This window comes from Aeromicrobium ginsengisoli (genome assembly GCF_004134905.2).
Classification (GTDB): domain Bacteria; phylum Actinomycetota; class Actinomycetes; order Propionibacteriales; family Nocardioidaceae; genus Aeromicrobium; species Aeromicrobium ginsengisoli.
Map to the genome: position 1 here is coordinate 255,295 of NZ_SDPQ02000002.1, position 24,387 is coordinate 279,681.

General features: G+C 66.9%; 36 protein-coding genes. 28 read left to right on the forward strand and 8 right to left on the reverse strand.

All coding sequences use genetic code 11. The features are described from left to right. Positions 1–6: 6 nt before the first annotated feature. From rplN to ESP70_RS08090, 14 genes are all read left to right on the forward strand, one after another. Positions 7–375: a 50S ribosomal protein L14 gene (gene rplN / locus ESP70_RS08025; RefSeq protein WP_056209423.1), complete on the forward strand. Its 369-nt coding sequence runs from the start codon at positions 7–9 to the stop codon at positions 373–375. A gap of 1 nt (position 376) precedes the next feature. Next, the gene (gene rplX / locus ESP70_RS08030) at positions 377–739 is read left to right on the forward strand and encodes a 50S ribosomal protein L24 (RefSeq protein WP_056209420.1); all 363 of its coding nucleotides are present in this window, start codon (positions 377–379) and stop codon (positions 737–739) included. Positions 740–741: 2 nt separating this feature from the next. Further along, positions 742–1,299 carry a 50S ribosomal protein L5 gene (rplE, locus tag ESP70_RS08035; RefSeq protein ID WP_056399255.1) on the forward strand — a complete coding sequence of 186 codons (558 nt, stop codon included), beginning with the start codon at positions 742–744 and terminating at the stop codon, positions 1,297–1,299. A 1-nt stretch (position 1,300) separates the two neighbouring features. Beyond that, the gene (locus tag ESP70_RS08040) at positions 1,301–1,486 is read left to right on the forward strand and encodes a type Z 30S ribosomal protein S14 (protein WP_056209415.1); all 186 of its coding nucleotides are present in this window, start codon (positions 1,301–1,303) and stop codon (positions 1,484–1,486) included. Between the two features lie 78 nt (positions 1,487–1,564). After that, the gene (gene rpsH, locus ESP70_RS08045; RefSeq protein ID WP_056209411.1) at positions 1,565–1,972 is read left to right on the forward strand and encodes a 30S ribosomal protein S8; all 408 of its coding nucleotides are present in this window, start codon (positions 1,565–1,567) and stop codon (positions 1,970–1,972) included. A gap of 15 nt (positions 1,973–1,987) precedes the next feature. Then, the gene (gene rplF, locus ESP70_RS08050; RefSeq protein WP_149688792.1) at positions 1,988–2,530 is read left to right on the forward strand and encodes a 50S ribosomal protein L6; all 543 of its coding nucleotides are present in this window, start codon (positions 1,988–1,990) and stop codon (positions 2,528–2,530) included. Between the two features lie 2 nt (positions 2,531–2,532). Beyond that, on the forward strand, positions 2,533–2,916 hold the full coding sequence (gene rplR / locus ESP70_RS08055; RefSeq protein ID WP_149688793.1) for a 50S ribosomal protein L18: 384 nt from the start codon (positions 2,533–2,535) through the stop codon (positions 2,914–2,916). Next, positions 2,916–3,533: a 30S ribosomal protein S5 gene (rpsE, locus tag ESP70_RS08060; protein ID WP_149688794.1), complete on the forward strand. Its 618-nt coding sequence runs from the start codon at positions 2,916–2,918 to the stop codon at positions 3,531–3,533. The genes rplR and rpsE overlap by 1 nt, the downstream gene beginning before the upstream one ends. Continuing rightward, positions 3,533–3,715 carry a 50S ribosomal protein L30 gene (rpmD, locus tag ESP70_RS08065; protein WP_056209399.1) on the forward strand — a complete coding sequence of 61 codons (183 nt, stop codon included), beginning with the start codon at positions 3,533–3,535 and terminating at the stop codon, positions 3,713–3,715. Before rpsE ends, rpmD begins: the two co-directional genes overlap by 1 nt. 1 nt (position 3,716) lies before the next feature. Next, positions 3,717–4,160 (forward strand): 50S ribosomal protein L15, encoded by a 444-nt coding sequence (gene rplO, locus ESP70_RS08070; protein ID WP_149688795.1) that lies wholly within the window; start codon positions 3,717–3,719, stop codon positions 4,158–4,160. Positions 4,161–4,300: 140 nt separating this feature from the next. Further along, on the forward strand, positions 4,301–5,605 hold the full coding sequence (secY, locus tag ESP70_RS08075) for a preprotein translocase subunit SecY (RefSeq protein ID WP_149688796.1): 1,305 nt from the start codon (positions 4,301–4,303) through the stop codon (positions 5,603–5,605). Further along, positions 5,605–6,168: an adenylate kinase gene (locus ESP70_RS08080; RefSeq protein WP_149688797.1), complete on the forward strand. Its 564-nt coding sequence runs from the start codon at positions 5,605–5,607 to the stop codon at positions 6,166–6,168. Before secY ends, ESP70_RS08080 begins: the two co-directional genes overlap by 1 nt. A 16-nt stretch (positions 6,169–6,184) precedes the next feature. Then, positions 6,185–6,997, forward strand: coding sequence for a type I methionyl aminopeptidase (map, locus tag ESP70_RS08085; RefSeq protein WP_149688798.1), 813 nt, complete (start codon positions 6,185–6,187; stop codon positions 6,995–6,997). Between the two features lie 4 nt (positions 6,998–7,001). Further along, positions 7,002–7,424: a hypothetical protein gene (locus tag ESP70_RS08090; RefSeq protein WP_149688799.1), complete on the forward strand. Its 423-nt coding sequence runs from the start codon at positions 7,002–7,004 to the stop codon at positions 7,422–7,424. Positions 7,425–7,429: 5 nt separating this feature from the next. On the opposite strand, the gene ESP70_RS08095 is transcribed toward ESP70_RS08090, so the two are convergent. Continuing rightward, positions 7,430–9,550, reverse strand: a complete 2,121-nt coding sequence (locus ESP70_RS08095) for a CHAP domain-containing protein (protein WP_149688800.1) — start codon at positions 9,548–9,550, stop codon at positions 7,430–7,432. Positions 9,551–9,628: 78 nt separating this feature from the next. Continuing rightward, entirely contained in the window at positions 9,629–10,498 is an 870-nt protein-coding gene (ddaH, locus tag ESP70_RS08100) for a dimethylargininase (RefSeq protein WP_223148660.1), read from the reverse strand. A gap of 145 nt (positions 10,499–10,643) precedes the next feature. On the opposite strand from ddaH, the gene ESP70_RS08105 reads away from it, so the two are divergent. From ESP70_RS08105 to ESP70_RS08155, 11 genes are all read left to right on the forward strand, one after another. Beyond that, positions 10,644–11,111, forward strand: a complete 468-nt coding sequence (locus ESP70_RS08105; RefSeq protein WP_149688801.1) for an Lrp/AsnC family transcriptional regulator — start codon at positions 10,644–10,646, stop codon at positions 11,109–11,111. A 110-nt stretch (positions 11,112–11,221) separates the two neighbouring features. Next, entirely contained in the window at positions 11,222–12,091 is an 870-nt protein-coding gene (locus ESP70_RS08110) for a serine hydrolase (protein WP_223148661.1), read from the forward strand. 172 nt (positions 12,092–12,263) lie between these two features. Further along, entirely contained in the window at positions 12,264–12,485 is a 222-nt protein-coding gene (gene infA / locus ESP70_RS08115) for a translation initiation factor IF-1 (RefSeq protein ID WP_007078610.1), read from the forward strand. Between the two features lie 35 nt (positions 12,486–12,520). After that, positions 12,521–12,634 carry a 50S ribosomal protein L36 gene (gene rpmJ / locus ESP70_RS08120; protein WP_007540807.1) on the forward strand — a complete coding sequence of 38 codons (114 nt, stop codon included), beginning with the start codon at positions 12,521–12,523 and terminating at the stop codon, positions 12,632–12,634. Between the two features lie 176 nt (positions 12,635–12,810). Beyond that, positions 12,811–13,179, forward strand: a complete 369-nt coding sequence (gene rpsM, locus ESP70_RS08125) for a 30S ribosomal protein S13 (protein ID WP_056399217.1) — start codon at positions 12,811–12,813, stop codon at positions 13,177–13,179. A gap of 6 nt (positions 13,180–13,185) precedes the next feature. Continuing rightward, complete coding sequence (gene rpsK, locus ESP70_RS08130; protein WP_056209373.1) at positions 13,186–13,581, forward strand: 30S ribosomal protein S11; 396 nt, start codon at positions 13,186–13,188, stop codon at positions 13,579–13,581. A gap of 49 nt (positions 13,582–13,630) precedes the next feature. Then, positions 13,631–14,239 carry a 30S ribosomal protein S4 gene (gene rpsD, locus ESP70_RS08135; RefSeq protein ID WP_056209369.1) on the forward strand — a complete coding sequence of 203 codons (609 nt, stop codon included), beginning with the start codon at positions 13,631–13,633 and terminating at the stop codon, positions 14,237–14,239. A gap of 71 nt (positions 14,240–14,310) precedes the next feature. Further along, positions 14,311–15,324 (forward strand): DNA-directed RNA polymerase subunit alpha, encoded by a 1,014-nt coding sequence (locus ESP70_RS08140; RefSeq protein ID WP_149688803.1) that lies wholly within the window; start codon positions 14,311–14,313, stop codon positions 15,322–15,324. A 50-nt stretch (positions 15,325–15,374) separates the two neighbouring features. Further along, positions 15,375–15,977: a 50S ribosomal protein L17 gene (gene rplQ / locus ESP70_RS08145; RefSeq protein ID WP_149688804.1), complete on the forward strand. Its 603-nt coding sequence runs from the start codon at positions 15,375–15,377 to the stop codon at positions 15,975–15,977. Positions 15,978–16,129: 152 nt separating this feature from the next. Then, the gene (locus ESP70_RS08150; RefSeq protein WP_149688805.1) at positions 16,130–16,642 is read left to right on the forward strand and encodes a hypothetical protein; all 513 of its coding nucleotides are present in this window, start codon (positions 16,130–16,132) and stop codon (positions 16,640–16,642) included. Beyond that, positions 16,534–18,519, forward strand: a complete 1,986-nt coding sequence (locus ESP70_RS08155) for a S8 family serine peptidase (RefSeq protein ID WP_149688806.1) — start codon at positions 16,534–16,536, stop codon at positions 18,517–18,519. Before ESP70_RS08150 ends, ESP70_RS08155 begins: the two co-directional genes overlap by 109 nt. Here the strand turns inward: ESP70_RS08155 and ESP70_RS08160 are convergent. After that, a complete protein-coding gene (locus ESP70_RS08160) occupies positions 18,516–19,100 on the reverse strand; it encodes a class I SAM-dependent methyltransferase (protein WP_149688807.1) in 585 nt (194 codons plus the stop codon). The genes ESP70_RS08155 and ESP70_RS08160 overlap by 4 nt on opposite strands. Before the next feature lie 120 nt (positions 19,101–19,220). Between ESP70_RS08160 and ESP70_RS08165 the strand changes: the two genes are divergently transcribed. From ESP70_RS08165 to ESP70_RS08175, 3 genes are read left to right on the forward strand one after another with little or no spacing between them, the layout of a single operon-like run. Next, entirely contained in the window at positions 19,221–20,096 is an 876-nt protein-coding gene (locus ESP70_RS08165; protein WP_188110552.1) for a DUF4394 domain-containing protein, read from the forward strand. Between the two features lie 46 nt (positions 20,097–20,142). After that, positions 20,143–20,694, forward strand: coding sequence for an RNA polymerase sigma factor (locus ESP70_RS08170; RefSeq protein WP_149688809.1), 552 nt, complete (start codon positions 20,143–20,145; stop codon positions 20,692–20,694). Next, complete coding sequence (locus ESP70_RS08175; protein WP_149688810.1) at positions 20,691–21,350, forward strand: anti-sigma factor family protein; 660 nt, start codon at positions 20,691–20,693, stop codon at positions 21,348–21,350. The genes ESP70_RS08170 and ESP70_RS08175 overlap by 4 nt, the downstream gene beginning before the upstream one ends. Positions 21,351–21,367: 17 nt before the next feature. Here the strand turns inward: ESP70_RS08175 and ESP70_RS08180 are convergent, their stop codons facing one another. The 5 genes from ESP70_RS08180 to ESP70_RS08200 are packed head-to-tail and all read right to left on the reverse strand — an operon-like array spanning position 21,368 to position 24,354. Beyond that, on the reverse strand, positions 21,368–22,132 hold the full coding sequence (locus ESP70_RS08180; RefSeq protein WP_223148662.1) for an endo alpha-1,4 polygalactosaminidase: 765 nt from the start codon (positions 22,130–22,132) through the stop codon (positions 21,368–21,370). After that, entirely contained in the window at positions 22,129–22,470 is a 342-nt protein-coding gene (locus ESP70_RS08185) for an MmcQ/YjbR family DNA-binding protein (protein ID WP_149688812.1), read from the reverse strand. The genes ESP70_RS08180 and ESP70_RS08185 overlap by 4 nt, the downstream gene beginning before the upstream one ends. Positions 22,471–22,483: 13 nt before the next feature. Next, a complete protein-coding gene (locus ESP70_RS08190; RefSeq protein WP_149688813.1) occupies positions 22,484–22,987 on the reverse strand; it encodes a GNAT family N-acetyltransferase in 504 nt (167 codons plus the stop codon). Further along, positions 22,984–23,775 carry a tRNA pseudouridine(38-40) synthase TruA gene (truA, locus tag ESP70_RS08195; protein ID WP_149688814.1) on the reverse strand — a complete coding sequence of 264 codons (792 nt, stop codon included), beginning with the start codon at positions 23,773–23,775 and terminating at the stop codon, positions 22,984–22,986. The genes ESP70_RS08190 and truA overlap by 4 nt, the downstream gene beginning before the upstream one ends. 21 nt (positions 23,776–23,796) lie before the next feature. Next, positions 23,797–24,354 (reverse strand): hypothetical protein, encoded by a 558-nt coding sequence (locus ESP70_RS08200; RefSeq protein WP_149688815.1) that lies wholly within the window; start codon positions 24,352–24,354, stop codon positions 23,797–23,799. Positions 24,355–24,387 lie beyond the last annotated feature (33 nt).

Sequence of the window (24,387 nt, forward strand, 5' to 3'; positions counted from 1 at the left end):
CGACAGATGATTCAGCAGGAGTCGCGACTCAAGGTCGCCGACAACACCGGTGCCAAGGAGATCCTTTGCATCCGTGTCCTCGGTGGCTCAGGTCGGCGCTACGCGGGCATCGGCGACACGATCGTCGCCACTGTCAAGGACGCCATCCCCGGCGGAAACGTCAAGAAGGGTGATGTCGTCAAGGCTGTCGTCGTGCGCACCGTCAAGGAGCGCCGTCGTCCGGATGGCTCGTACATCAAGTTCGACGAGAACGCAGCCGTGATCCTCAAGGCCGATGGCGACCCGCGCGGTACGCGCATCTTCGGTCCCGTTGGCCGTGAACTTCGCGACAAGAAGTTCATGCGCATCATTTCGCTCGCACCGGAGGTGCTCTGAGATGGCCCGCAAAGGCACCATCAGCATTCGCAAGGGTGACCAGGTCAAGGTCATCGCTGGCAAGGACAAGGGCGTGACCGGATCGGTGATCGAAGTGATCGCTGACCAGAACCGCGTCATCGTCGAAGGCGTCAACCGCGTCAAGCGCCACACCAAGCCTTCACAGGCCGGTGGCGCAGGCTCGGGCGGCATCATCACCAGCGAGGCACCGATCCACATCTCCAACGTGATGCTGCTCGCCGACAAGACCCCGACGCGTGTCGGCTACCGCCGCGACGACGTCACCAAGAACCGTCCCGACGGTTCCACCTACACCGCGCAGCGCAGCGTGCGCATCGCGAAGAAGACCGGAAAGGAGATCTGAATATGGCCACCACCACCGCACCGCGGCTCAAGGCGCGCTACCGCGAAGAGATCCTTCCGGCGCTTCGTGAGCAGTTCGACTACGCCAACGTCATGCAGGTTCCCGGCCTCACCAAGATCGTCGTCAACATGGGCGTCGGCGAGGCTGCCCGCGACGGCAAGCTGATCGAGGGCGCGCTCCGCGACCTCACCGCCATCACGGGACAGAAGCCGCAGGTCACCAAGGCCCGCAAGTCGATCGCCCAGTTCAAGCTGCGTGAGGGCATGCCGATCGGCGCGCACGTCACGCTGCGTGGCGACCGCATGTGGGAGTTCCTCGACCGTCTGCTGACGCTCGCGCTGCCCCGCATCCGTGACTTCCGTGGGCTCTCGCCCAAGCAGTTCGACGGCCGCGGCAACTACACGTTCGGTCTGACCGAGCAGGTCATGTTCCACGAGATCGACCAGGACAAGATCGATCGGTCGCGCGGCATGGACATCACGATCGTCACCACGGCCACCAACGACGACGAGGGTCGGGCGCTGCTCACGCTGCTCGGCTTCCCGTACAAGGAGAACTGACATGGCGAAGACTGGACTGAAGGTCAAGGCCGCCCGCAAGCCCAAGTTCGCGGTACGCGGCTACACCCGTTGCCAGCGCTGTGGCCGACCCCGGTCGGTCTACAAGAAGTTCGGCCTCTGCCGCATCTGCCTTCGCGAGATGGCACACCGTGGCGAGCTGCCGGGCATCACCAAGAGCTCCTGGTAATCACCTACCTCTGAAAGCCGCAGGTCCACTCCTCACCTCGAGGGCCGGAAACCACGGCAGGAATGGAACACACGAACTATGACAATGACCGATCCGATCGCCGACATGCTGACGCGTGTCCGCAACGGCAATCAGGCGTACCACGACAGCGTGTCGATGCCGTACTCCAAGCTCAAGGCCGGCGTAGCCGAGATCCTGAAGCAGGAGGGCTACATCACCGCGATCGAGGTCACCGAGCCCAAGGAGGGTGAGGTGAGCAAGACGCTCACGATCACGCTCAAGTACGGGCCGCACCGCGAGCGTTCCATCGCCGGCATCCGCCGCATCAGCAAGCCGGGTCTGCGCGTCTACGCGAAGTCGACCGGCCTGCCCAAGGTGCTCGGTGGACTCGGCGTGGCGATCATCTCGACGAGCCAGGGTCTGCTCACGGACCGCCAGGCCAACCAGAAGGGCGTAGGCGGAGAAGTCCTCGCCTACGTCTGGTGAGAGGGGTCTGAACACATGTCACGCATTGGCAAGATTCCCGTCACGATCCCGTCCGGGGTCGAGGTCACGATCGAGGGCCAGGACGTACGCGTCAAGGGCCCTAAGGGCGAGCTGTCGCACACGGTCGCGGAGCCCATCACGGTCTCCAAGTCCGACGACGGCACGCTCGCGGTCGAGCGTCCCGACGACGAGCGCCGGAGCAAGGCTCTCCACGGCCTCTCGCGCACCCTGATCGCCAACATGGTCACGGGTGTCACCGAGGGCTACGAGAAGAAGCTCGAGATCGTCGGCGTCGGTTACCGCGTCCAGGCCAAGGGCCCGGCTGCACTCGAGTTCGCGCTCGGCTTCAGCCACCCCGTCCCGGTCCAGGCTCCCGAGGGCATCACGTTCTCGGTCGAGTCGCCCACCAAGTTCGCCGTGCACGGCATCGACAAGCAGGCCGTCGGTGAGGTCGCAGCGAACATCCGCAAGATCCGCAAGCCCGAGCCCTACAAGGGCAAGGGCGTCCGCTACGCCGGCGAGCACGTCCGCCGCAAGGTCGGAAAGGCTGGTAAGTAGTCATGGCTATCTCGATCAAGCACGCCAAGCACACGTCGCCCCGTACGGCTTCGCGTCTGCGCCGTCAGGTGCGAGGACGCAAGAAGATCGAGGGTTCGGCGGAGCGTCCGCGTCTCGTCATCACCCGTTCGAGCAAGCACATCGTTGCTCAGGTCGTCAACGACCTCGAGGGCCGCACGCTGGCCTCCGCGTCGACGATGGAAGCCGATCTGCGCTCGTCCGACGGTGACAAGACCGCCAAGGCCCGCAAGGTCGGCGAGCTCGTCGCCGACCGTGCCAAGGCTGCCGGCGTCGCCACCGTCGTCTTCGACCGTGCGGGCAACAAGTACGCAGGACGCGTCGCGGCACTCGCTGACGGCGCCCGTGAAGCAGGACTGGAGTTCTGATGAGCACGCAGCAACGCCGTGGAGGCGGAGGCGGCCGGGGTCGTGGAAACGATCGCGGTGCCGAGAAGTCCAACTACATCGAGAAGGTCGTCACGATCAACCGTGTCGCCAAGGTCGTCAAGGGTGGTCGTCGCTTCAGCTTCACCGCTCTCGTGATCGTCGGCGACGGTGACGGTCAGGTCGGCATCGGCTACGGCAAGGCCAAGGAAGTCCCGACCGCGATCGCCAAGGGCGTCGAAGAGGCCAAGAAGTCCTTCTTCCGCGTCCCGCGCATCCAGGGCACGATCCCGCACCCGGTGCAGGGCGAGAAGGCGGCTGGCGTCGTCTTCCTGCGTCCCGCATCGCCCGGTACCGGCGTCATCGCCGGTGGCCCGGTGCGCGCCGTGCTCGAGGCGGCAGGCGTCCACGACGTCCTGTCGAAGTCGCTCGGTTCGTCCAACGCGATCAACATCGTCCACGCGACCGTGGCGGCACTCAAGCTGCTCGAGTCGCCGGAGATGGTGGCGTCGCGTCGCGGCCTGACGGTCGAGGAGGTCGCTCCGGCGGCGCTCCTGCGGGCCGGCAAGGAAGGCATCGCCGAGGCGAAGGCCAAGGCTGAGGCTGGGGTGGGTGCGTGATGGCGAAGATCCAGGTCACCCAGGTCAAGTCCGGCATCGGCCGCAAGCCCAATCACCGACAGACCCTGCGCACGCTCGGTCTGAAGCGCATCGGCGACGTCGTCGTCAAGGAAGATCGTCCCGAGATCCGCGGCATGGCTGCGTCCATCTCGCACCTCGTGGACGTCAAGGAGGTTGACTGACATGGCGCTCAAGCTGCACCACCTGCGTCCCGCACCGGGAGCCAAGACCGCCAAGACCCGCGTGGGTCGCGGTGAGGGCTCGAAGGGCAAGACCGCCGGTCGAGGCACCAAGGGCACCCAGGCTCGCTATCAGGTCCCCGCGGGCTTCGAGGGCGGCCAGGTTCCGATCCACATGCGACTGCCCAAGCTGAAGGGGTTCAAGAACCCGTTCCGCGAGGAGTACCAGGTCGTCAACCTCGAGCGTCTCGAGGAGCTCTACCCCAAGGGTGGTGACGTCGACGTCGCGTCGCTCGTCGCCAACGGCGCGGTCCGCAAGGGTCGCCCCGTCAAGGTCCTCGGACAGGGTGAGATCACGGTCAAGCTGCAGATCTCCGCGGACAAGTTCTCCGCGTCGGCCAAGACCAAGATCGAAGCAGCCGGAGGCAGCGTCACCGTTCTCGGTTGATGCTGTCGGGGCAGGACGCTATGTCCTGCCCCGGCTGCTTTGCCGACTGTTAGAGTCTTGATGCGGGCGTACTCGCCCGCTTTTGTCCGTCATACCGACGCCCGTTTTTATATGCACCAAGGTGCACGAGGAGGATCGCGGTGCTCAGCGCCTTCGTCCATGCATTCAGGACGCCCGACCTGCGGAAGAAGATCCTCTTCGTCCTGTTCATCATCGTGCTCTTCCGCCTCGGCTCGACCATGCCGGCGCCGGGCATCAACGTCGGCAACGTCAAGGACTCCGTCGACGCGGCAACGAATGGTGACAACAGCAGTCTCTTCGCGCTGATCAACGTCTTCTCCGGCGGGGCACTGCTGCAGTTGACGGTCTTCGCGCTGGGCATCATGCCCTACATCACCGCGAGCATCATCCTGCAGCTCCTCGTCGTGGTGATCCCGCGGCTGGAGGCCCTCAAGAAGGAGGGCCAGGCCGGCCAGACCAAGATCACCCAGTACACCCGCTACCTGACGCTGGGTCTCGCGATCCTCCAGGCGACGGGCATCGTGGCACTCGCGCGATCCGGCAACCTCTTCGGCGGCCAGACCACGGGTGACCTGCTCTACAACAACGACAGCATCCTGTCGTTCCTCCTGATCGTCCTCACGATGGTCGCGGGCACCGCTGTCATCATGTGGCTCGGTGAGCTCATCACCGACCGCGGCATCGGCAACGGCATGTCGATCCTGATCTTCACCCAGGTCGTCGCCACGTTCCCCGGCGCGATGTGGCAGATCAAGCAGACCAAGGGCTGGACGACGTTCGTCCTGGTCGTGCTGATCGGTCTCGTCATCGTCGCCGCGGTGATCTTCATCGAGCAGGCCCAGCGCCGCATCCCGGTGCAGTACGCCAAGCGCATGGTCGGCCGTCGGATGTTCGGCGGTTCCTCGACCTACATCCCGCTCAAGGTCAACCAGGCCGGCATCATCCCGGTGATCTTCGCCTCGAGCCTGATGTATCTCCCGGCGCTCATGGCGCAGTTCAACCAGAGCGCCCCGTGGGCCCAGTGGGTCAACGACAACTTCGTCAAGGGTGACCATCCCTATTACATGATCACGTTCTTCGTGCTGATCGTGTTCTTCACGTACTTCTACGTGTCGATCACCTTCAACCCCGAAGAGGTCGCCGACAACATGAAGAAGTACGGCGGCTTCATCCCCGGCATCCGCGCCGGCCGGCCGACGCAGGACTACCTCGCGTACGTCCTCAGCCGCATCACCGCTCCGGGCGCCCTATACCTCGGCCTGATCGCGCTGATCCCGATGATCGCGATCGCGATCCTCAACGCGAGCCAGAACTTCCCGTTCGGCGGCACGACGATCCTCATCATCGTCGGCGTGGGTCTCGACACCGTCAAGCAGATCGAGAGCCAGCTGCAGCAGCGCAACTATGAAGGGTTCCTCAAGTAATGCGGCTGCTCATCATGGGCCCCCCGGGTGCGGGCAAGGGAACCCAGGCGGTGGCGCTGGCCCAGCGCATCGGCGGTGCGCACATCTCGACCGGCGACATCTTCCGCGCCAACGTGCAGCAGCAGACCGAGCTCGGCAAGACCGCGCAGCGCTACATGGACGCAGGTGAGTACGTCCCCGACGAGGTCACCAACGCGATGGTCGAGGACCGGCTGGCACAGGACGACGCCCGCGACGCGTTCATCCTCGACGGCTATCCCCGCACCGTCGACCAGGTCGACACCCTCGATCGCATCCTCGACGGCCTCGGCACCAAGCTCGACGGCGTGCTCGAGCTCGTCGTCGATCCCGAGGAGCTGATCCAGCGCCTGCTCAAGCGGGCCGAGACCAGCGGTCGCGCCGATGACACCGAAGCCGTCATCCGGCACCGCCAAGAGGTCTACACCGCCGAGACAGCGCCGCTGCTCGAGGTCTACGGCGCCCGCGGGCTGGTCATCGAGGTCGACGGCATGGGCGACGTCGACGAGGTCACCCGAAGGATCGACGCCGCCCTGCCCGCCTGAGGGTCGGCCAGCAGCCATGTTCGAACGCGGCATCGAGATCAAGACGCCGGCCCAGATCGAGTCGATGCGTAAGGCTGGGCGTGTCGTGGCGTCGACACTCGATGTGTTGCGTGGTTCTGCCGTGGCCGGGATCACCACCGCGCAGCTCGATGCGATCGCCCACGACCACATCCGTTCGCAGGGCGCGACGTCCAACTTCCTCGGCTATCACGGCTTCACCGGCGTCATCTGCACGTCGGTCAACGACCAGGTCGTGCACGGCATCCCCGGCACGCGGGTCCTTCGCGACGGCGACATCATCTCGATCGACTGCGGTGCGATCGTCGACGGCTGGCACGGCGACGCCGCAACGACTGTGGCCATCGGCGAGGTGCCCGACGAGGTCACCGAGCTCATGCGGGTCACCGAAGAGGCACTGTGGCGGGGCATCGCGGCGGCGCACCTCGGCGGTCGCGTCTCCGACATCAGCCATGCGGTCGAGACCACGGTCGACGCAGCCGGCGACTACGGCATCGTCGAGGGCTACACGGGCCACGGCATCGGCTCGGCGATGCACCAGCCGCCCAACGTCCCCAACTACGGCAAGGCGGGTCGCGGGCCCAAGCTCGTCAAGGGGCTGGCGCTCGCCGTCGAGCCGATGGTCACCCTCGGGGCGCCCGACACCCGTACGCTCGCCGACGACTGGACCGTCGTCACGACGGACGGATCGTGGGCCGCCCACTACGAGCACACGTTCACCCTGACCGACGCCGGCGCCTGGGTGCTGACCGCGATCGACGGCGGCGAGGCCCGGCTGGCCGAGCTCGGTGTGCCCTACGGAGGACACTGAAGGCATGAGGCTGTTGCTGGCGATGGGCGCACTGCTCGTCGTCGCGGCCTGCGGCGGCTCGGACCCGCCCGAGGCTTCGCCCGCCTCGTCGCCGACGCCGACGCGTACGGCGACATCAGCTCCGGCCCTGGAGCCCGCCGCTGCCGTCGTCGACGCACTGATGCGGGCGCTCGACGCCGGCGACTGCAAGGCTGCCCGCAAGCTCGTGGTCACGCCGTCGGAGCTGGGTTGCGACGTGGTCGAGCAGTCCAAGGACTCGTTCGCCGACGAGGGCATCGACCTCGACGAGGTGACCTATCGGGTCGGCGCGGTGCACGACGCCAGCGCAACCGTCCGCATCACGTGGGGCAACGGCTATCCGACCGAGTCGTACGACGTGCAGCGGATCGGCTCGCGATGGAAGGTCGTGTTCGACTCCGCCGCCTGACGCCGTCAGCCGATCGTGACGGTCTTGCGGTAGGTCGCCGAAGTGAGCTTCAGCGTGCCGCGCAGCGTGAAGACGTACGCATGAGTGCCGGAGGCCTGGTTGGTGAGCGCGAGCGTGCCGCGGCCGTCGACGATCGTCACGGTGCGGTAGTGGTCGCCCGCGAAGCGGACGTGGACCGTGCCGTCAGGGGCCGGCAGCCCCGCCGCCGCGACCTTGATCGTGAACGAGACGCGTCGCGTGCCCGTGGTGGCAGAGACGCTGATCGTGGTCTTCGCCTTGATCCAGCCCGTCGGAGCCGTCGTGACGGTGCGCGTCGTGTAGCCCGGCGCTGCGAACCGGACCTGTGCCGAGAGCTTGTGACCGAGGTCGCCGACGCTGATCTTGCGCGTACGACCGGTGGCCCCGGTCAGCACCTTGCCGTCGCGCAGCCACTGGTAATGGACCGTCGCACCGGACGGCGTGTGCTCACCGGGGGAGACCGACACGGAGGACCCGAGGCGCGACGAACCAGTGATCGTCGGGGGCGTCACGTTCTGGATACGGCCGCGTTCGATCTTCTCGGTGTTGTCGGCGAGTGCCGAGGCGGTGGCGTAGCCGGCCCTGCGGATGAACACCCGAACCCGGATCTTCGCGCCGAGCTGGCGGCTCGTCGGGATGAACGACGTGCTCGTCGCACCCGGGATCGGCACGCCGTCGGCGTACCACTTGTAGCTGTAGGTGCCGCCGGGCGACCACTGCCCGGTCGTGGCGGTGAGCCGGGACCCGACGCGTGTGTGGTTTCCGGTCACTGTGGGCTTCTCGATGAGCCTGAACGTGCCGTGCTGGACGTGGGCGGTCTGGGGTGAGATGGCCGTCGTCGTGGCGTAGCCGGCGCGGCGAGCCGTGACATGGACCGTGACGGGGCGACCGACGTCTGCGGCGCGCGGCGTGAACGTCGTGCCGTCGGCGCCGCTGACCGCCGTGCCGTCGACGTACCACTGATAGGTGAAGGTCAGATCGGGCTTGGACCACGTGCCGTGGTGCGCGGACAGGGGCAGGCCGACCTTGGGCGTGCCCGTGATGCTCGGCTTGGTGGTCGCGGTCAGCGGGCCCGGGGCGAGCTCGGCGGTCGGCGCGGACGTCGAGCTGACCTTGTCATAGCCGAGCTTTGAGGCGGTCACGGTGACCGTGACGCGGCGGCCGACCTCGGCCGGTCCGGGGGTGTACGTCGAGCCGGTCGCGCCGGCAACAGGGTTGCCGTCGACGTTCCACTGGAAGGCGTACGTCGCGCCGGTGGGGGACCAGGTGCCGACGGACGCCGAGAGGGTCGAGTCGACGCGCGCGGTGCCCGTGATCGCCGGTGCGGTCGTGGCCTTGAGCGTGCCCGGTGCCACCTTCTTCGACACCGAGTAGGCCCGCAGGGTCGGATAGCTGGGCCGGGTGGCGGTCACCGAGACCGACAGCTGCTTGCCGAGCTGCGCGGCGGTGGGGGTGAAGGTCTTGCCCTCGGCGCCCGGGATGTTCACGCCGTCGGCGCGCCACCGGTAGACGTACGTGTTGCCCTTGGGGGTCCAGTCGCCGCCCCACGCGGTGAGGGCGCCGCCGACCTTGACGACGCCGCTGATGGTCGGGCGTACGTTGTTGACGAGCTTGAGGTCCTTGAAGTGGATGAACCCGTCAGGCCACCCCGACCCGGACTTGGTGATCTTGCGCCAGTCGAAGGCGCCGCTCCAGTTGGACTCCGACACCCAGATCTCGCTCGAGGACACGATCTTCTCGACGTACGCGACGTGGTGGCCGGTCTTGCCCCACCATGCGACTGATCCGAGCGCCGGAGTCGAGTCCGTGATCGATGCCATCGCGAAGCCCCAGTCCTCGGCGTTGCCGACGCCGGACCTGGGTCGTTCGTTGGGCATCCCGTTGGTCGTCACGAGCCGGTATGCGACGTAGTTGGTGCAGTTGGTGCCGGTGTACATCCGCCAGTAGCTCGTCGACTTGTGCGTCGAGTAGCCGAAGTTCGCATAGCCCTTGTCGGCGCACGATGAATAGCCCGAGCAGATCAGTGAATAGCTCGCCTGCGCGGCCGAGATCGGGACCAGGAGGGCAGCGCAGAACAGCACCACCATGAGGACCCGGGAGCGTGACACCCGGTTACCCTACGTGACTGGTGTGACTGGTGGGAATGAATTGAACTGAATTACAACAGTGGCATTTGCCCTGCAAATTCAGCGGTGAAGCTCCATCGTGCAGCACTTCACGCTGCCGCCGGACTTCATGTACTCGCCGAGGTCGACCGGCACGGGGGTGTAGCCGCGCGCCGTGAGGGAGGCCGCGAGGCCGGTCGCGGCCGCCGGCAGCACCACATGGAGTCCGTCGCTGACCGCGTTGAGGCCCAGCACGCGGGCGTCGGCCTCCGAGCAGATGACGGCGTCGGGGAACAGGTCGCGCAGGGTGCGCTGGCTGTGCTTGCTGAACGCGCCGGGGTAGTAGGCGATCTCGGCCGGTGCGTCGCCGTTGCCGTCGTCGAGCACGGCGATCGCAACGTCGAGGTGGTAGAACCGTGGGTCGACGAGCTCGAGCGACACGACGGGACGGTCGAGCGCCTCGGCCGCCTCGATGTGCGCCGCCAGCGACGTCCGGAAGCCGGTGCCGGCGAGGATCATCGAGCCGAGGGCCAGGAAGTCACCTTCACCCTCGTTGGTGTGGGTCGGCTCGGCGACCGTGACGCCCGACCGGATGAGCCATGACGCGTACGCCTGGCCCTCCGCAGCGCGCTCGGGGAAGCGGAACCTCGCGCCATAGGCCCGGCCGCCGACGACCAGGCCACCGTTGGCGGCGAACACCATGTCGGGCTGGCCCGGCATGGGCTCGATGAGATCGACGCGGTGGCCGAGGCTCAGGTAGGTGTTGCGCAGGACTTCCCACTGCAGTCGCGCGCGATCGACGTTGACCGGGTTGGTCGGGTCCATCCACGGGTTGATCGCGTAGGTGACCTCGAAATGCGTCGGCTCGCACATCAGGTAGTGCCGGGTTCTCGACGTTCGGACGTACGGGGCGGCGGTACGGACGACGGTGCGGGTGTCGAGAACGGTCAACGTGGGCCTCCAGGGGTGAGGTGTTGCGCAATGAATCAATGCTAGGGCCGGACAGGACGGCGCAACGAATCGGAAACTGTGCGCAGGGCCGACGATTTCTTGCGTCAATGGTCGATCTGTGGCGGATTCTTGCAATACTGGCTCGATGGATGATCTGGACCGCAAGCTCATCGGCTGCCTGCTCGAGGACGGACGAGCCAGCTACGCCACGATCGGCGATCGGATCGGCCTCTCTGCGCCCGCGGTCAAGCGGCGCATGGACCGGCTGCTGGCCGACGGTGTGATCAGCGGCTTCACCGCCGTCCTCGACCCGGACCTGGTCGGCTGGAGCACCGAGGCGTACGTCGAGGTGCACTGCAAGGGCACGATCTCGCCCGACGAGCTGCGAGCGGCGTTCAGTCGGGTGCCTGAGGTGCACGCTGCGGCGACGGTGTCGGGCACCGCCGACGCGATCCTGCACATCGTGGCCAAGGACGTACGCGATCTCGAGCGAGCGCTCGAACGTGTGCGGGTCGAGACGGACAACATCGACCACACCGAGACCGCGATCGTCCTGTCGCGGCTCATCGAGCGCTACGGCCCCGGGCAGTCGGAGTTCAGCCCACCGACCTGAACGGCTCACAGGGGCCTGACACCTGACGTGGAGGGTGCGCCCAGCCTGGATTCCTAGCGTCGCCGTCATGGAAACCGACAGAAAACAGGCCGATGCCTAGCGTCCTCGGCGTGGCGAAGTCGTCCGCGCATTGGGTCGCGGGGCTGCTCGTGACCGCGCTCATCGCGGTCACCGGTCTGATCTTGGCGTCGCAGGACTCCCACGCAGCCACGCCCGTGACGACGCAGACGCCGACGACGACCACGGCCCCGACCAGGCCGGCCGCCACGACCGTGACCACGGAGCCATCGACGGCGACGCTGGAGGCGATCGACACGGACGCGGACTTCTCGGTCGCCGCGCTCGACGTCGACACGGGGGAGACCCTGTCGTACGGCGACGCCTCATTCGACACCGCGAGCATCGTCAAGGTCGACATCCTCGTCGCGCTGCTCCACCAGGCGCAGGAGGGTGGTCGCACGCTCACCGCGTCCGAGCGGGCGCTGGCAACCGCGATGATCGAGCGCAGCGACAACACCGCCGCCACGGCGCTGTTCAACACCATCGGCGGCAAGGCGGGCCTCGAGGCGTTCAACGCCGTCATCGGGCTCGACGAGACCGTGGTCGGCTCGAACGGCTATTGGGGACTCACGCAGACGACAGCGGTCGACCAGCTCACGCTGCTCAAGGTCGTCTTCGGCACCGGCTCCGTGCTGACCGCCGACTCCCAGGCGTACGAGCAGGGGCTCATGTCGAACGTGGTCGAGGCGCAGAACTTCGGGGTCTCGGCTGCCGCGGACGATGCCGACGACGCGGCACTCAAGGTCGGCTACCTGCAGCGGTCGGCGACCGGGCTGTGGGACGTCACGAGCATCGGAGAGATCGAGGCCGGCGGCCACACGTATCTCGTCGCCGTGCTCTCGGACGGCAACGGCTCCTACGATGAGGGCGTCGCGCTGGTCGACCAGGTCGACAGGGCGGCCGTCGACGCCCTGTCGTGACGGGCGGCGATTTGAGTCTGCTGCCTGTGTGAGCGTAGAATCGGGAGTCGGCCTTTTCAGGTCTGCATTCCCATGCCGTGGTCACCGCTCAGGCGGCTTCGCTGGGGTGCGCCAGAACGGGCCGAACGGCCAACTAGCCGTTTCACGAGCAGTGCGACACAAAGAAGAGGTTATGGCGAAAAAAGAAGGCGTCATCGAGATGGAAGGCGCCGTAGTAGAGGCACTTCCCAACGCGATGTTCCGCGTGGAGCTGGCCAACGGCCACAAGGTTCTCGCGCACATCAGCGGCAAGATGCGCCAGCACTACATCCGCATCCTCCCCGAGGATCGTGTTGTGGTGGAGCTCTCGCCGTACGACCTCTCCCGCGGCCGCATCGTCTACCGCTACAAGTAAATCCACCACGTTCAGATCCCAAAGAGAGAATCTCGATGAAGGTCAACCCGAGCGTGAAGAAGATCTGTGACAAGTGCAAGGTGATTCGTCGCCACGGCAACGTCATGGTGATCTGCGAAAACCCGCGTCACAAGCAGCGCCAGGGCTGAGCAGAAGTTCTTCACACAGCAACACGAAACATCTGATCGCTCCCGTCACAGCAACATCGTGGCGGGTCACCTCCGGAAGCGTAGGCCGGAGCCCGACTCAGGGTCGACCAAAGATCCTGGAGGCAGTCGGGGTGCATCAGGTGGCCATACCTCGCCGAATGGAAGGAAATGCCTAGATGGCACGCCTCGTAGGAGTCGACCTCCCGCGCGAAAAGCGCATCGAGATCGCACTCACGTATGTATTCGGGATCGGCCGCACACGCGCCACCGAGACCCTCGCAGCAACCGGCATCAGCCCGGACAAGCGCGTCCACGAGCTCGACGACAACGATCTCGTCGCTCTGCGCGATCACATCGAAGCGAACTACCAGACCGAGGGCGACCTGCGTCGTACGGTCACCGGTGACATTCGCCGCAAGATGGAGATCGGCAGCTACCAGGGCCGTCGCCACCGTGCGCACCTGCCCGTTCGTGGCCAGCGCACCAAGACCAACGCGCGTACCCGCAAGGGCCCCAAGCGCACCGTCGCCGGAAAGAAGAAGTGATAGCGCATGCCTCCTAAGACAGCTGGCAAGAAGGTTCGCCGCAAGGAGAAGAAGAACGTCGCTCAGGGCGAAGCCCACATCAAGAGCACGTTCAACAACACCCACGTCACCATCACGGATCCTTCGGGCGCCGTGATCGCATGGGCCTCCGGCGGAACCGTCGGATTCAAGGGCTCGCGCAAGTCGACGCCGTTCGCAGCCGGTATGGCTGCCGAGTCGGCCGGTCGTCAGGCGATGGAGCACGGGATGAAGAAGGTCGACGTCTTCGTGAAGGGCCCCGGTTCGGGCCGCGAGACGGCGATCCGGTCGCTGAGCGGAGTCGGCCTCGAGGTCGGCACCATCTCTGACGTGACACCCAGCCCCCACAACGGCTGCCGTCCCCCCAAGCACCGTCGTCTCTGACGTCGACTCTGCCCCCAAGACAGACACAGTTTTCTAGGAGCTATCAACCATGGCCCGTTACACCGGACCTCTCACCAAGAAGTCGCGCCGCCTCGGCATCGACCTCGTCGGTGGTGACGCTGCATTCGAAAAGCGTCCTTACCCTCCCGGCCAGCACGGCCGCGCGCGCGTCAAGGAGTCGGAGTACCGCAACCAGCTGCTCGAGAAGCAGAAGGCGCGTTACACCTACGGAGTGCTCGAGAAGCAGTTCCGCAAGTACTACGAGCTCGCCTCGCGGCGTCCCGGCAAGACCGGCGACAACCTGCTGCAGATCCTCGAGTCGCGCCTCGACAACGTCGTCTACCGTGCGGGCTTCGCTCGCACGCGTCGTCACGCCCGCCAGCTCGTCAACCACGGTCACTTCGTGGTCAACGGCGTCAAGACCGACATCCCGTCGTTCCAGGTGAGCAAGCACGACATCATCGACGTCAAGACCAAGTCCCTGGAGACCACGCCGTTCATCGTCGCGCGTGAGACCCATGACCGCGACACCGTGCCGGCCTGGCTCGACGTCGCGCCCGAGCGCGGTCGGATCCTCGTTCACAGCCAGCCTGTGCGCGAGCAGATCACGGTCCCGATCAACGAACAGCTGATCGTGGAGTTCTACTCCAAGATCTGATCTGGCCCCGCTCTCACCAGAGAAAACAACCCGGACCTTCAAATAGAGGTTGGTCCGGAAAGGAAGAAACAATGCTCATCGCCCAGCGCCCCGCCCTGTCCGAAGAGGTCGTCGACGAGTTCCGTTCGCGGTTCGTCATCGAGCCCCTGGAGCCCGGCTTCGGCTACACCCTCGGCAACTCGCTTCGTCGTACGCTCCTGTCGTCGATCCCGGGTGCAGCCGTCACGTCGATCAAGATCGACGGCGTCCTGCACGAGTTCTCGACCGTCCCCGGCGTGACCGAGGACGTCACCGAGATCATCCTCAACCTCAAGGAGCTCGTGGTCTCCTCGGAGAACGACGAGCCCGTCGTCATGTACCTCCGCAAGGAGGGCGCGGGTGACGTGACCGCCGCCGACATCCAGCCCCCGGCCGGTGTCGAGGTCCACAACCCCGACCTGCACATCGCGACGCTCAACGCCAAGGGCAAGATCGAGATCGAGCTCGTCGTCGAGCGTGGCCGTGGCTACGTCTCGGCCGTGCAGAACAAGTCCGGTGACGAAGAGATCGGCCGTATGCCGGTCGACTCGATCTACTCGCCGGTCCTCAAGGTGACCTACAAGGTCGAGGCGACCCGAGTCGAGCAGCGTACGGACTTCGACAAGCTCGTCATCGACGTCGAGACCAAGAAGTCGATCCTGCCGCGTGACGCGATCGCGTCGGCCGGTTCCACCCTGGTGGAGCTGTTCGGCCTGGCCCGTGAGCTCAACGTCGAGGCCGAGGGCATCGACATCGGCCCGAGCCCGGTCGATGAGCAGCTCGCTGCCGACCTCGCCCTGCCGATCGAGGACCTCAACTTCACGGTGCGGTCCTACAACTGCCTCAAGCGCGAGGGCATCCACACCGTGGGTGAGCTCATCACGCGCTCGGAGCAGGACCTGCTCGACATTCGCAACTTCGGTTCGAAGTCGATCGACGAGGTCAAGGCCAAGCTCGCCGAGATGGGTCTCGCGCTCAAGGACAGCCCGGCTGGTTTCGACCCGTCGGCCGTCATCGACGCCTACGACGACGACGACGCCAGCTTCGCCGAGGACGAGCAGTACTGAGTACTGCCCGTCCTTGACGGCTCAGCCCGAACACATTTGGAGACGAAACCATGCCCACCCCCACCAAGGGACCTCGCCTCGGCGGTAGCCCGGCCCACCAGCGTCTGATCCTCGCCAACCTCGCGCAGAACCTGTTCGAGCACGGCAAGATCACGACGACCGAGGCCAAGGCCCGTCGTCTGCGTCCCTACGCAGAGGCGCTCATCACGAAGGCCAAGACCGACACGGTGGCCAACCGCCGCCAGGTCGTCAAGGTCATCCGTGACAAGAGCATCCTGCACACGCTGTTCACCGAGATCGGTCCCGCCATGGCGACCCGTCCCGGCGGCTACACGCGCATCACGAAGGTCGCGCCGCGCAAGGGCGACAACGCCCCCATGGCCGTCATCGAGATCGTCGAGGCCAAGCAGTTCGGCGCGCAGAACCAGACGCCCAAGAAGGCCAAGGCTGCTCCCAAGGCCGCCGCGCCTGTCGAGGAGACCGAGGTCGTCGAGACCGAGGACCTGGGCACCGATGTGCCCGTCGACGCCACCGACGACGCTGCTGAGGCAGCCGAGACGGTCGCCGAGGCCACGGAGACTGACGCGGCCGAGGAGGCTCCGTCCGAGCCGGTTGAGTCTGTCGAAGCCGCCACCGAGGACGACGCCAAGTAGGCATCAGCTCGTCAGGAGGCCCGTCACCGCAAGGTGGCGGGCCTCTTGCATTCTTCCGCCAACCGCCGCCCACGTGACTCCGTGGCTCGATAGGATGCTGGGGTACGGCGCGGGCTCACAGGAGCCGCGCCCTTTCTTTGGGGGATCCACCCGTGTCGTTGTCTCGCCGCACTCTGACCGTTGTCGCTGTTGCGACCCTGACCCTCGCCGGTCTCGGCGTGAACGCCAACGCTGAGGACGCTCCGTCGGCTGCGGCCACCGTCACGACGGGCCGGCCGGTCCCCAAGCAGCCCGAGCCTGTGGCCCGCGGCCTCATCGTGCAGACCACCACGACCACCCCCTCTGACGGTGCGCTCGCGGCGACCGACGACGCGCTGGGCTCGAAGGCCGAGGTCAAGGACGACGACAAGCTGACCGGCAAGATCTCGACGATCGACTTCGACCAGACGGTCTCGAGCGACGTGGCGGCCGACGTCGCAGCAACGGTCGCCAAGCGTGCCGATGTCGTCTGGGCGGCGCCCAACACGCTGCGTCAACACGAAGCAGCGTCACCGGTGTGCCGGTCGATGACCCGTACTTCTCCAAGCAGTGGAACGTGTGGGACTCCGCCTCGAAGTCGCCGGCCGGTGGCTACAGCGTCAAGGCACCGTCGCTCTGGCGAGTGACACGAGGCTCGGACTCGGTCAGAGTCGCCGTGCTCGACACCGGCATCCTCCCGCACCCCGACCTCGACGGACAGACCGTGCCGGGCTACGACATGATCAGCGCCGACAGCCCGTTGGCGTTGAAGAATGCTGGTGACGGTGACGGACGTGATCCCAACCCCAGCGACCCAGGAGACTGGGCCACCAGGGGATTCTGCTACCGCAACTCACCGGCGTATCCCAGCTCATGGCACGGAACGTTCGTCGCCGGCCAGATCGCGGCCAAGGCAGACAACGGCCTGGGCATCACGGGCGTCGCACCGGGCGTCAAGATCCAGCCCGTGCGCGTCCTGGGCCACTGCGGCGGCTGGGACTCCGACATCATCGCCGGCATGACCTGGGCGTCAGGCGGTCACGTCGACGGCATCACGGACCAGACGGCGGACGAGAAGGCACGAGTCGTCAACCTCTCACTCGGCTACACCTACGACACCAAGGCCGAGCGCGATGAGTTCTGCACCCCCTACGCAGCGGCCGCGTCGGCCGCGCGCGACCGTGGCTCCGTGCTCGTGGCGGCAGCAGGCAATGACGGTGCCAACGCCAACCTCGCCGTTCCGGCTTCCTGCAGCGGCTTCTACTCCGTCGGCGCCACGAGCGGCCGGGGCTTCAGCGCTTCGTACTCGAACATCGGGTCCTCCGTGGACTTTTCCGCCCCCGGTGGCGACATGTTGGTCGAGGGCACTGCCGACGGCATCGTCTCGCTGGGCAATTCCGGCCAGACCGGCGCCGTGGCTGACGGGTGGAAGTACGTACGTTACGAAGGCACGAGCATGGCCGCGCCCCAGATCTCGGCTGCCGCTGCGTTGTTGTACTCCCTCGGGACCACGCAGGTGAACGACATCGGCGATGAGCTGAGGGCGTTGATGCGACCGCACCGGCCGTACTCATCGACGTATGCGCGCAAGGCGATCAAGTACGACGGTAGGACCTACTACATCAATCTCAACTGCAGTGGCAACGACTGGTGCGGTGCCGGCACGCTCGACCTCAGTCGTGCGGAGGTACCACTCGGCCCGCCTGTTGTGGTTGGCAAGCCGACCATCGGTGAGCCGCTCACCGTGACGCGTGGGCCGTGGGTGCGGGTCCCGGCGCACGTGTCATACGAGTGGTACCGGGACGGCGTCCAGTTCTACAACCAGGGTGCTGGATCGTACTCTCCGACGAGGGACGATGTCGGACACACGTTCTCGGTGCGGATTGCTCCGGGCACCTACGCCTTCGCCCGGTTCACCTCGATGTCAGAACCGACTGTCCCCGTGGCAGACGGACCCACCGTGACCATGACCGGTTTGCCCGAGACGTTCCGCTACGGGTCGACCCAGACCGTCACGGTCACGGCCAAGGACGGCGACGTGCCAGCCGACGGCATGGTCGAGATCCGGCGCGGCACGGTGGTCCTGGCCAAAGGAGCGACGACCAACGGGGTGGCGACCATCGCCATACCCGGCACGGCGTGGCTGAGGGGACAGAACGCGGTGCGGGCGGCGTTCGTGGGCGCCGACTCCGCCGCCTCGTCGTCGAAGTCCTACCCAGACGTTCTGATTGCTCTGCCGACGTCGGTCTCCACGTCACTTCCCACCAGCGTGCGGTACACGTCGCGCGCCACCTTGGTCATGAAGGTGAACGTGCCAGGTGTGCTGGCCCCGACTGGGCCTGTCCGGGTCTACGACGGGAGCAAGCGGATCGTGAGCACCGTGCTCTACTCGAGCCAGAAGGGCACCCGCTCGATCCTCCTGCCGCGACTGTCCAAGGGCTATCACGACATCAAGGTCTCGTTCGGCGGAGATCAGTACGTCGCCAACAAGGTCTCGGCAGTCCGCCGCATCAGGTCCTACTAGCCGCGGCGGGTCTCGAGGACCCGGAAGCCCTTCTCGCTCGCGACGCGCTCGGTCGGCCAACCCTGGTCGGTGAGCCAGCGTTGCAGCGAGTCGGCGCCGAGGTTCTTGCCGACCACCAGGCGGGCGACACCGCCAGGTGCGAGGCGAGGTAGCCAGCGCAGCAGCAGGTCGTGGAGGGCCTGCTTGCCGATGCGGATCGGCGGGTTGGACCAGATCTCGTCGAACACGAGATCGGCCGGTACGTCATCGGGCAGCGCCGTGTGCACGTCGACGCCGAGGCGGGACGCGTTGAGCGCGGTCAGCTCGAGCGCGCGCTCGTTGGGGTCGATCGCCCACACCGTCGATCCGGCATCGGCGACGGCGCAGGCGATGGGTCCCCAGCCGCAGCCGAGATCGAGGACTGTGCCGCCCGTCGGCGGGGTCGAGGTGTGGAGCAGCACCGCCGTGGCCTTGTCGAGGCCGTCATGCGAGAACACCCCTGCCGAGGTGGTGAACGTCAGCTCCTTGCCCCAGATCCGCGTCGTGATGTCTCGCCGACGGTCGTCGCTGGTGGGCGTTCCCTCGAAGTAGTGCTCTGGCACCGGACCAGTGTCTCAGGACCACGCCGAAGAAAGTCCGCGGCGGCTTCAACGCGGACGGTCCGGGGCCGGTATCCCCTCACGAGACCGGCAATGGTGCCGGCCCGGACGACGGAGGAACCCATGCGTCAGCGCACTCGTACTGCCATCGCACTTGGAGCAGTCGCTGCTCTCGGACTCGGCACCACCGCAGCACTTGTTGGATCGGCCAGCGCCGACACGGTTCCCAGGACCGCGCTCGGGCTGTCGTCGAACGGCAAGACCCTCAAGACCTTCTCCCTGACGACCGGTGCTCAGGTCAAGGCTCTCGGGGGAGTCACCGGTCTGACGGGCGACACCCGGCTCATCGGCATCGACCAGCGCCCCAGCAACCACACGTTCTACGGCGTGGGCAACGCGGGTGGCATCTACACGATCAGTCCCTCGACGGGTGCCGCGGTCAAGGTCTCGCAGCTAAGCGAGGCGTTGAACGGGACCCACTTCGGCGTCGACTTCAACCCGGTTGCGGACCGCCTCCGCATCGTGAGCAACACGGGACAGAGCCTGCGTCACGACGTCTCGATGGCTACGCCCACGACGGCAGTCGACGGCGCACTGAACTACCCCGTCGGCAACCCGCCGACCCCCGGCCCCACGGCCACAGGCATCACGGGTGCCGCCTACACCAACAACGACGCGTTCTCGGTGACGACCACGGGCACGACGCTGTTCGACCTCGACACGACGCTCGACCGGGTTGCCCAGCAGGTGCCCGCCAACTCCGGAACGCTCGTGGTGTCCGGACCGTTCGGCGGCGGAGTCGGGCCGATCTCGGGTTTTGACATCGTCAGCTCGGTCTCGTCCAACGGCACCGCCACCGGCAACGCCGGCTTCGCGACCCTGCGTCCGACCAACGGCGGCCTGGGCGGTCTCTACAGGGTCGATCTGCTGAGCGGGGACGTCACCAAGGTGGCAAACTTCACTCACGACGTCGCCGACCTCGCCATCCCGCAGCCCTGAGACCGGGGCGCGGATCGCCTCGCAACTGAGCACAGGAGCAGCCCTGGTGGCACCGTGGAGGAGCTCACGGGCCAGCGACGACGGTGTCCTCGATTCGCCTGAGTCGCTGGCTCGCGAGGGCTATGCCTGCCACGGGGCGGAGCTCTACCGCTATGCGTTGAGTCGGTTGTCCGATGACGGTGCAGCCCAGGACGCGGTGCAGGAGACGATCGTGAGGGCCTGGCGAGCAGGGGCCAGGTTCGACCCGGCCAGGGCGACGCTCCGGACGTGGCTGTTCGCGATCCTGCGCAACGTGATCATCGACCACGCTGCAGCCCGCGCGAGGGTCGCAGCCCTGCCTGCAGCGGTCGCCGAACGAGGAGAGGGACAGATGCCGGACCCGATGGGCAGCGTCGCAGATGCCGACCTCATCACGCGTGCTCTGGGTCTGATCAGCCACGACCACAGAACGGCGATCGTGGAGACCTACCTTCGCGACCGACCGTACGACGAGGTGGCCGCTGAGCTGGGCGTCTCGGTGAGTACGCTGAGAAGCCGGGTGTTCCATGGACTCAAACAGCTGAGACACACGATGAAGATGATGGTGGTCGAGCCGTGAGCCGTACGCACGACGAGCTGAGAGAGTCCTTGGGCGCGTACGTTCTCGGCCAGCTCGACGACGCGGATCTGCTACGTGACGTCGAGCAGCATCTGGCCGCGTGTGCCGAGTGCCGAGCAGAAGTCGCCGAGATCGGACCCCTGGCCGCCGCGCTGAAGCAGATCGACCTCGACGACATACGACCGGTGGGCGTCGTGCCGCCGCCTGAGCTGGATGAACGCATCAGGCGGACGCTGCCGCAGCCGGTTCATGGCCTGCGTCGCTGGGCCCCGGCGGTCGGGGGTGTACTGGTGGGGGCCGCGGCGGCCACGATCGTCGTGGTGGCGCTCCCGGAGCACGACCCACCGGCACCGACCATCATCACGGTACCGAAGGTCGAGTCGGTCGACGGCGTGACAGCGTCGGCCGGTCTGGTCGACCACACGTGGGGGGTCGAGATCAAGCTCACCACGAAGGGGCTGCCCGCGGGTGAAAGGTTTGAGATGTGGGTCGAGGGCGATGACGGCAAGGCGTACGACGCGGGCGAGTTCATCGGGGTCAAGGGCAAGGTCATCACGTGCGACATGAGTGCATCGGTGCTGCTGGCCGACGCGAAGCGCTTCAAGGTCGTCGATGCACGCGGCACCGAGGTCATCGCCGCCGACTTGCCGTCCTGACGCCCCTGTCAGGTGTCTCAGCAGGTCTGGAAGACGTAGCCCGCAGCGCCTCGCGGCACCACGTCGCGGTCGCGCAGCATGATCGAGTGGGTGCCGGCGCGAGCCGCGCAGGCGCGGCGATAGGCGGCGCGACCGTTGTCGGTGTACTCGATCTCGATGACCCGTCGCCCGTACGTCTTGGTGTAGGCGCCGCACTCCCGGTAGACCTCGCACTCCTCGGCCACCGCGAAGTCGAAGCCGATGCCCTTGGCGGAGAGCTCCGGCGTGTTCTTCTGGGCGATGGCGAGGCCGGCACGATGCGCGTCACGGACGAGGAGCTTGGCGAACGCCACCGCGTGCGACTCACTGAGCAGCCCGCGTGAGCGGGTCCAGGAATCGAGGTTGTCGGGCTCGGTGCCCTGGAACCCGTCAGCGGCGCATGTCTCGAACCACGCCCCGACGATCCTGGCCAGCGTGGCCCGCTTGGCCGGGGTACGGATGTCGAGCAGGACCTCGTCGGGCCAGCCGGGATCGCGTACGAGGTTGCCGCTCGCGTTGCGCAGCAACAGCTTCGGATGATGCGCCTTCCACCAGGCGTACGAGCCGGGTTGGGTCTGGAACGCGTTGACGTAACAGATCGAGTACGTTCCCTCGGCGGGCTTCGCCGTGCGGTCGCGGGTGACGATCTGGACGCTGGAGTCGGGTGTGTAGGCACCGCCGAGCTGGTAGTCGGCGACACCGGCAACCGGAGGACCCGCCAGGAGGCCGGCAAGGGCGACCAGCGCTGCGAGGAACGCGCTCACGGGGCGTGCCGCTTGCGCAGGGTGGCCGGGGCGGCGATGTGCCATGCGTTGACGATGAGCTCGAACAGCTCAGCGGGTTCGGCCAGGTCGAGGCGTACGAGGACGTAGTCGTAGCCGTCGTAGTGAGGCGTCGTGTAGTAGGCCGGGTCGTCGCCGCCGGTGAGCGCCATCTTGTCGGAGGTCGAGCACTTGATCGCGAGACCGCCGTCGTCCTCCGTGCGCAGGCGCGCCATGAGCTTGCCGGCGACCTTGAGGCACGGGGTCCCGTACGACGTGGACTCCGCGACCTCGGGCAGCGTCACGGCATACGCCACGACGTCCTCCCAGGTGACCGCCATGCCGCTCAGTCTCTCATCGCGGTGGTCGGTCGATCGGGTGAGCAAACTGGAGCTGGAGACCCGAGTTTGGGCTGAGGTAGTCGCCGTCCGGGACGAATCCGGCCTTGGTGATCACGCCGAGCGAGGCCGCGTTGTCGGGCCTGATCCTGGCGATCACCCGGTCGACTCGGGCGTCAGCCGCGGCACGGTCGAGCAGCAGTCGCACGACCTCCGACGCGTAGCCGCGGCGGCGCAGCTCGGGCGCGATGCTGTAGCCGAGCTCGACCTGGCCGTCGAGCGGTGCACCCTTGAACCCGGCGTTGCCGATGGCGGCGTCGTCCCTCACGACGGCCTGCATGAGCCAGTCGGCGTTGTCGGGCCGGCCCTCGAGCAACGAGATCATGTAGCGCCAGATCTCGACCCGCTCGGCGAACCACGGGCTCATCGTCAGCCCCGTGAGCCGCTCGGCCTCATCGACCTTCTCGGCCGCCAACGCCTCGAACACGGGCATCGTCAGGCGAGCCAGGTGCAGACTCATTCATCCCTCCTGCGGCGTGACTCGGCGGCACGGGCGGCGAGCCCGGCGTCGTCGGGATAGACGACCTCCTCGAGCACCAGGCCGTGCGGCGGCATGACCATGACCCGGGCGTCGCGCGTGGCCTTGGCGAGCACCTCGTCGGTCCACTCCGGCTCGTACCGGCGCTCGCCAACGGCCACGAGCAGACCCATCAGCGATCGGACCATCGAGTGGCAGAACGCGTCGGCGCGCACCGTCGTCTCGAGGCTGTCGCCGTCGCGCACCGTGCTGAGCTGGCGAAGCGTACGGATCGTCGTCGCGCCCTCCCGCTTCTTGCAGAACGAGGCGAAGTCGTGCTCGCCGACCAGGCGGTCGCCGGCGGCGTTCATCGCATCGACGTCGAGGCGGCGCGGCCAGCGTACGACCGAGGTGCGCGTCAGGGGGTCGGGTCCGGGCGGACCGTCGAACATCCGGTACGCATAGCGGCGTTCCAGCGCCGCGAACCGGGCGTCGAAGCCGTCGGCCGCCACGGTCAGGGAGCGCAGGACGATGTCTTCGGGCAGGAGTCTGCGCAACCGGCGCTCGAGGTGCTTCGGGTCGACGTCGTCGAGGTCGACGTGGGCGACCTGGCCGCGCGCGTGCACGCCGGCGTCCGTGCGGCCGGCGCACGTCAGCTGGGCCGACCGGGGGAGTCGCAGGATCATCGCGATCGCGGCCTCGATCTCGCCCTGGACCGTGCGCAGGCCCGGCTGGACGGCCCATCCGCGAAAGCCGGTGCCGTCGTAGGAGAGGTCGAGTCGCAATCGCACCCGGTCACGCTACCGGGCAGGTCAGCGCCACGAGTAGAAGGACCACGCTCCCAGTGCCGCGCCGATCGTGCCGAGGGCGAGGTAGATGCCCCACCACAGGCCGGAATCGTCCGGTTTGCTGCTGGCGCCCTTGCCCGACGTCCACATCGCGCCACGGGACATCACGATGACGACCAGCCCTGGCAGGGCCATGAGCTCGAACACGATGCCGCAGATCAGCCAGCCCGGGTCGACCCCGCCGGGCCACGTGATCGCGTACTCGAGGAAGTTCCAGCCCAGCGAGCCGAACAGGAACGTCCACATCGGGACGAGGAGGTTCGGCGCGCTGAGGCTGATCGCCACGAAGCTGCCGACGAACGTCGCAAGAATCATGACCGGAATCGCGATGCCGATGAAGCCGGCGCCACCGGGGCAGGGCTGCGCGCTGACGTACGGGCCACCGTCAGCGCACGAGCCGCCGACCTCCATGACGGCTCGCATGCTGAGGAACGCCCACGTCAGGGTGAGAGCGAGGATCACGACGCTGACCAGCAGCAGCCCGAGTCGTCGTACCGGAACCGCGGTCGGCGTCTCGCTCATGCGGACACTGTGCCGCACCTTGAGCCTGTCGAA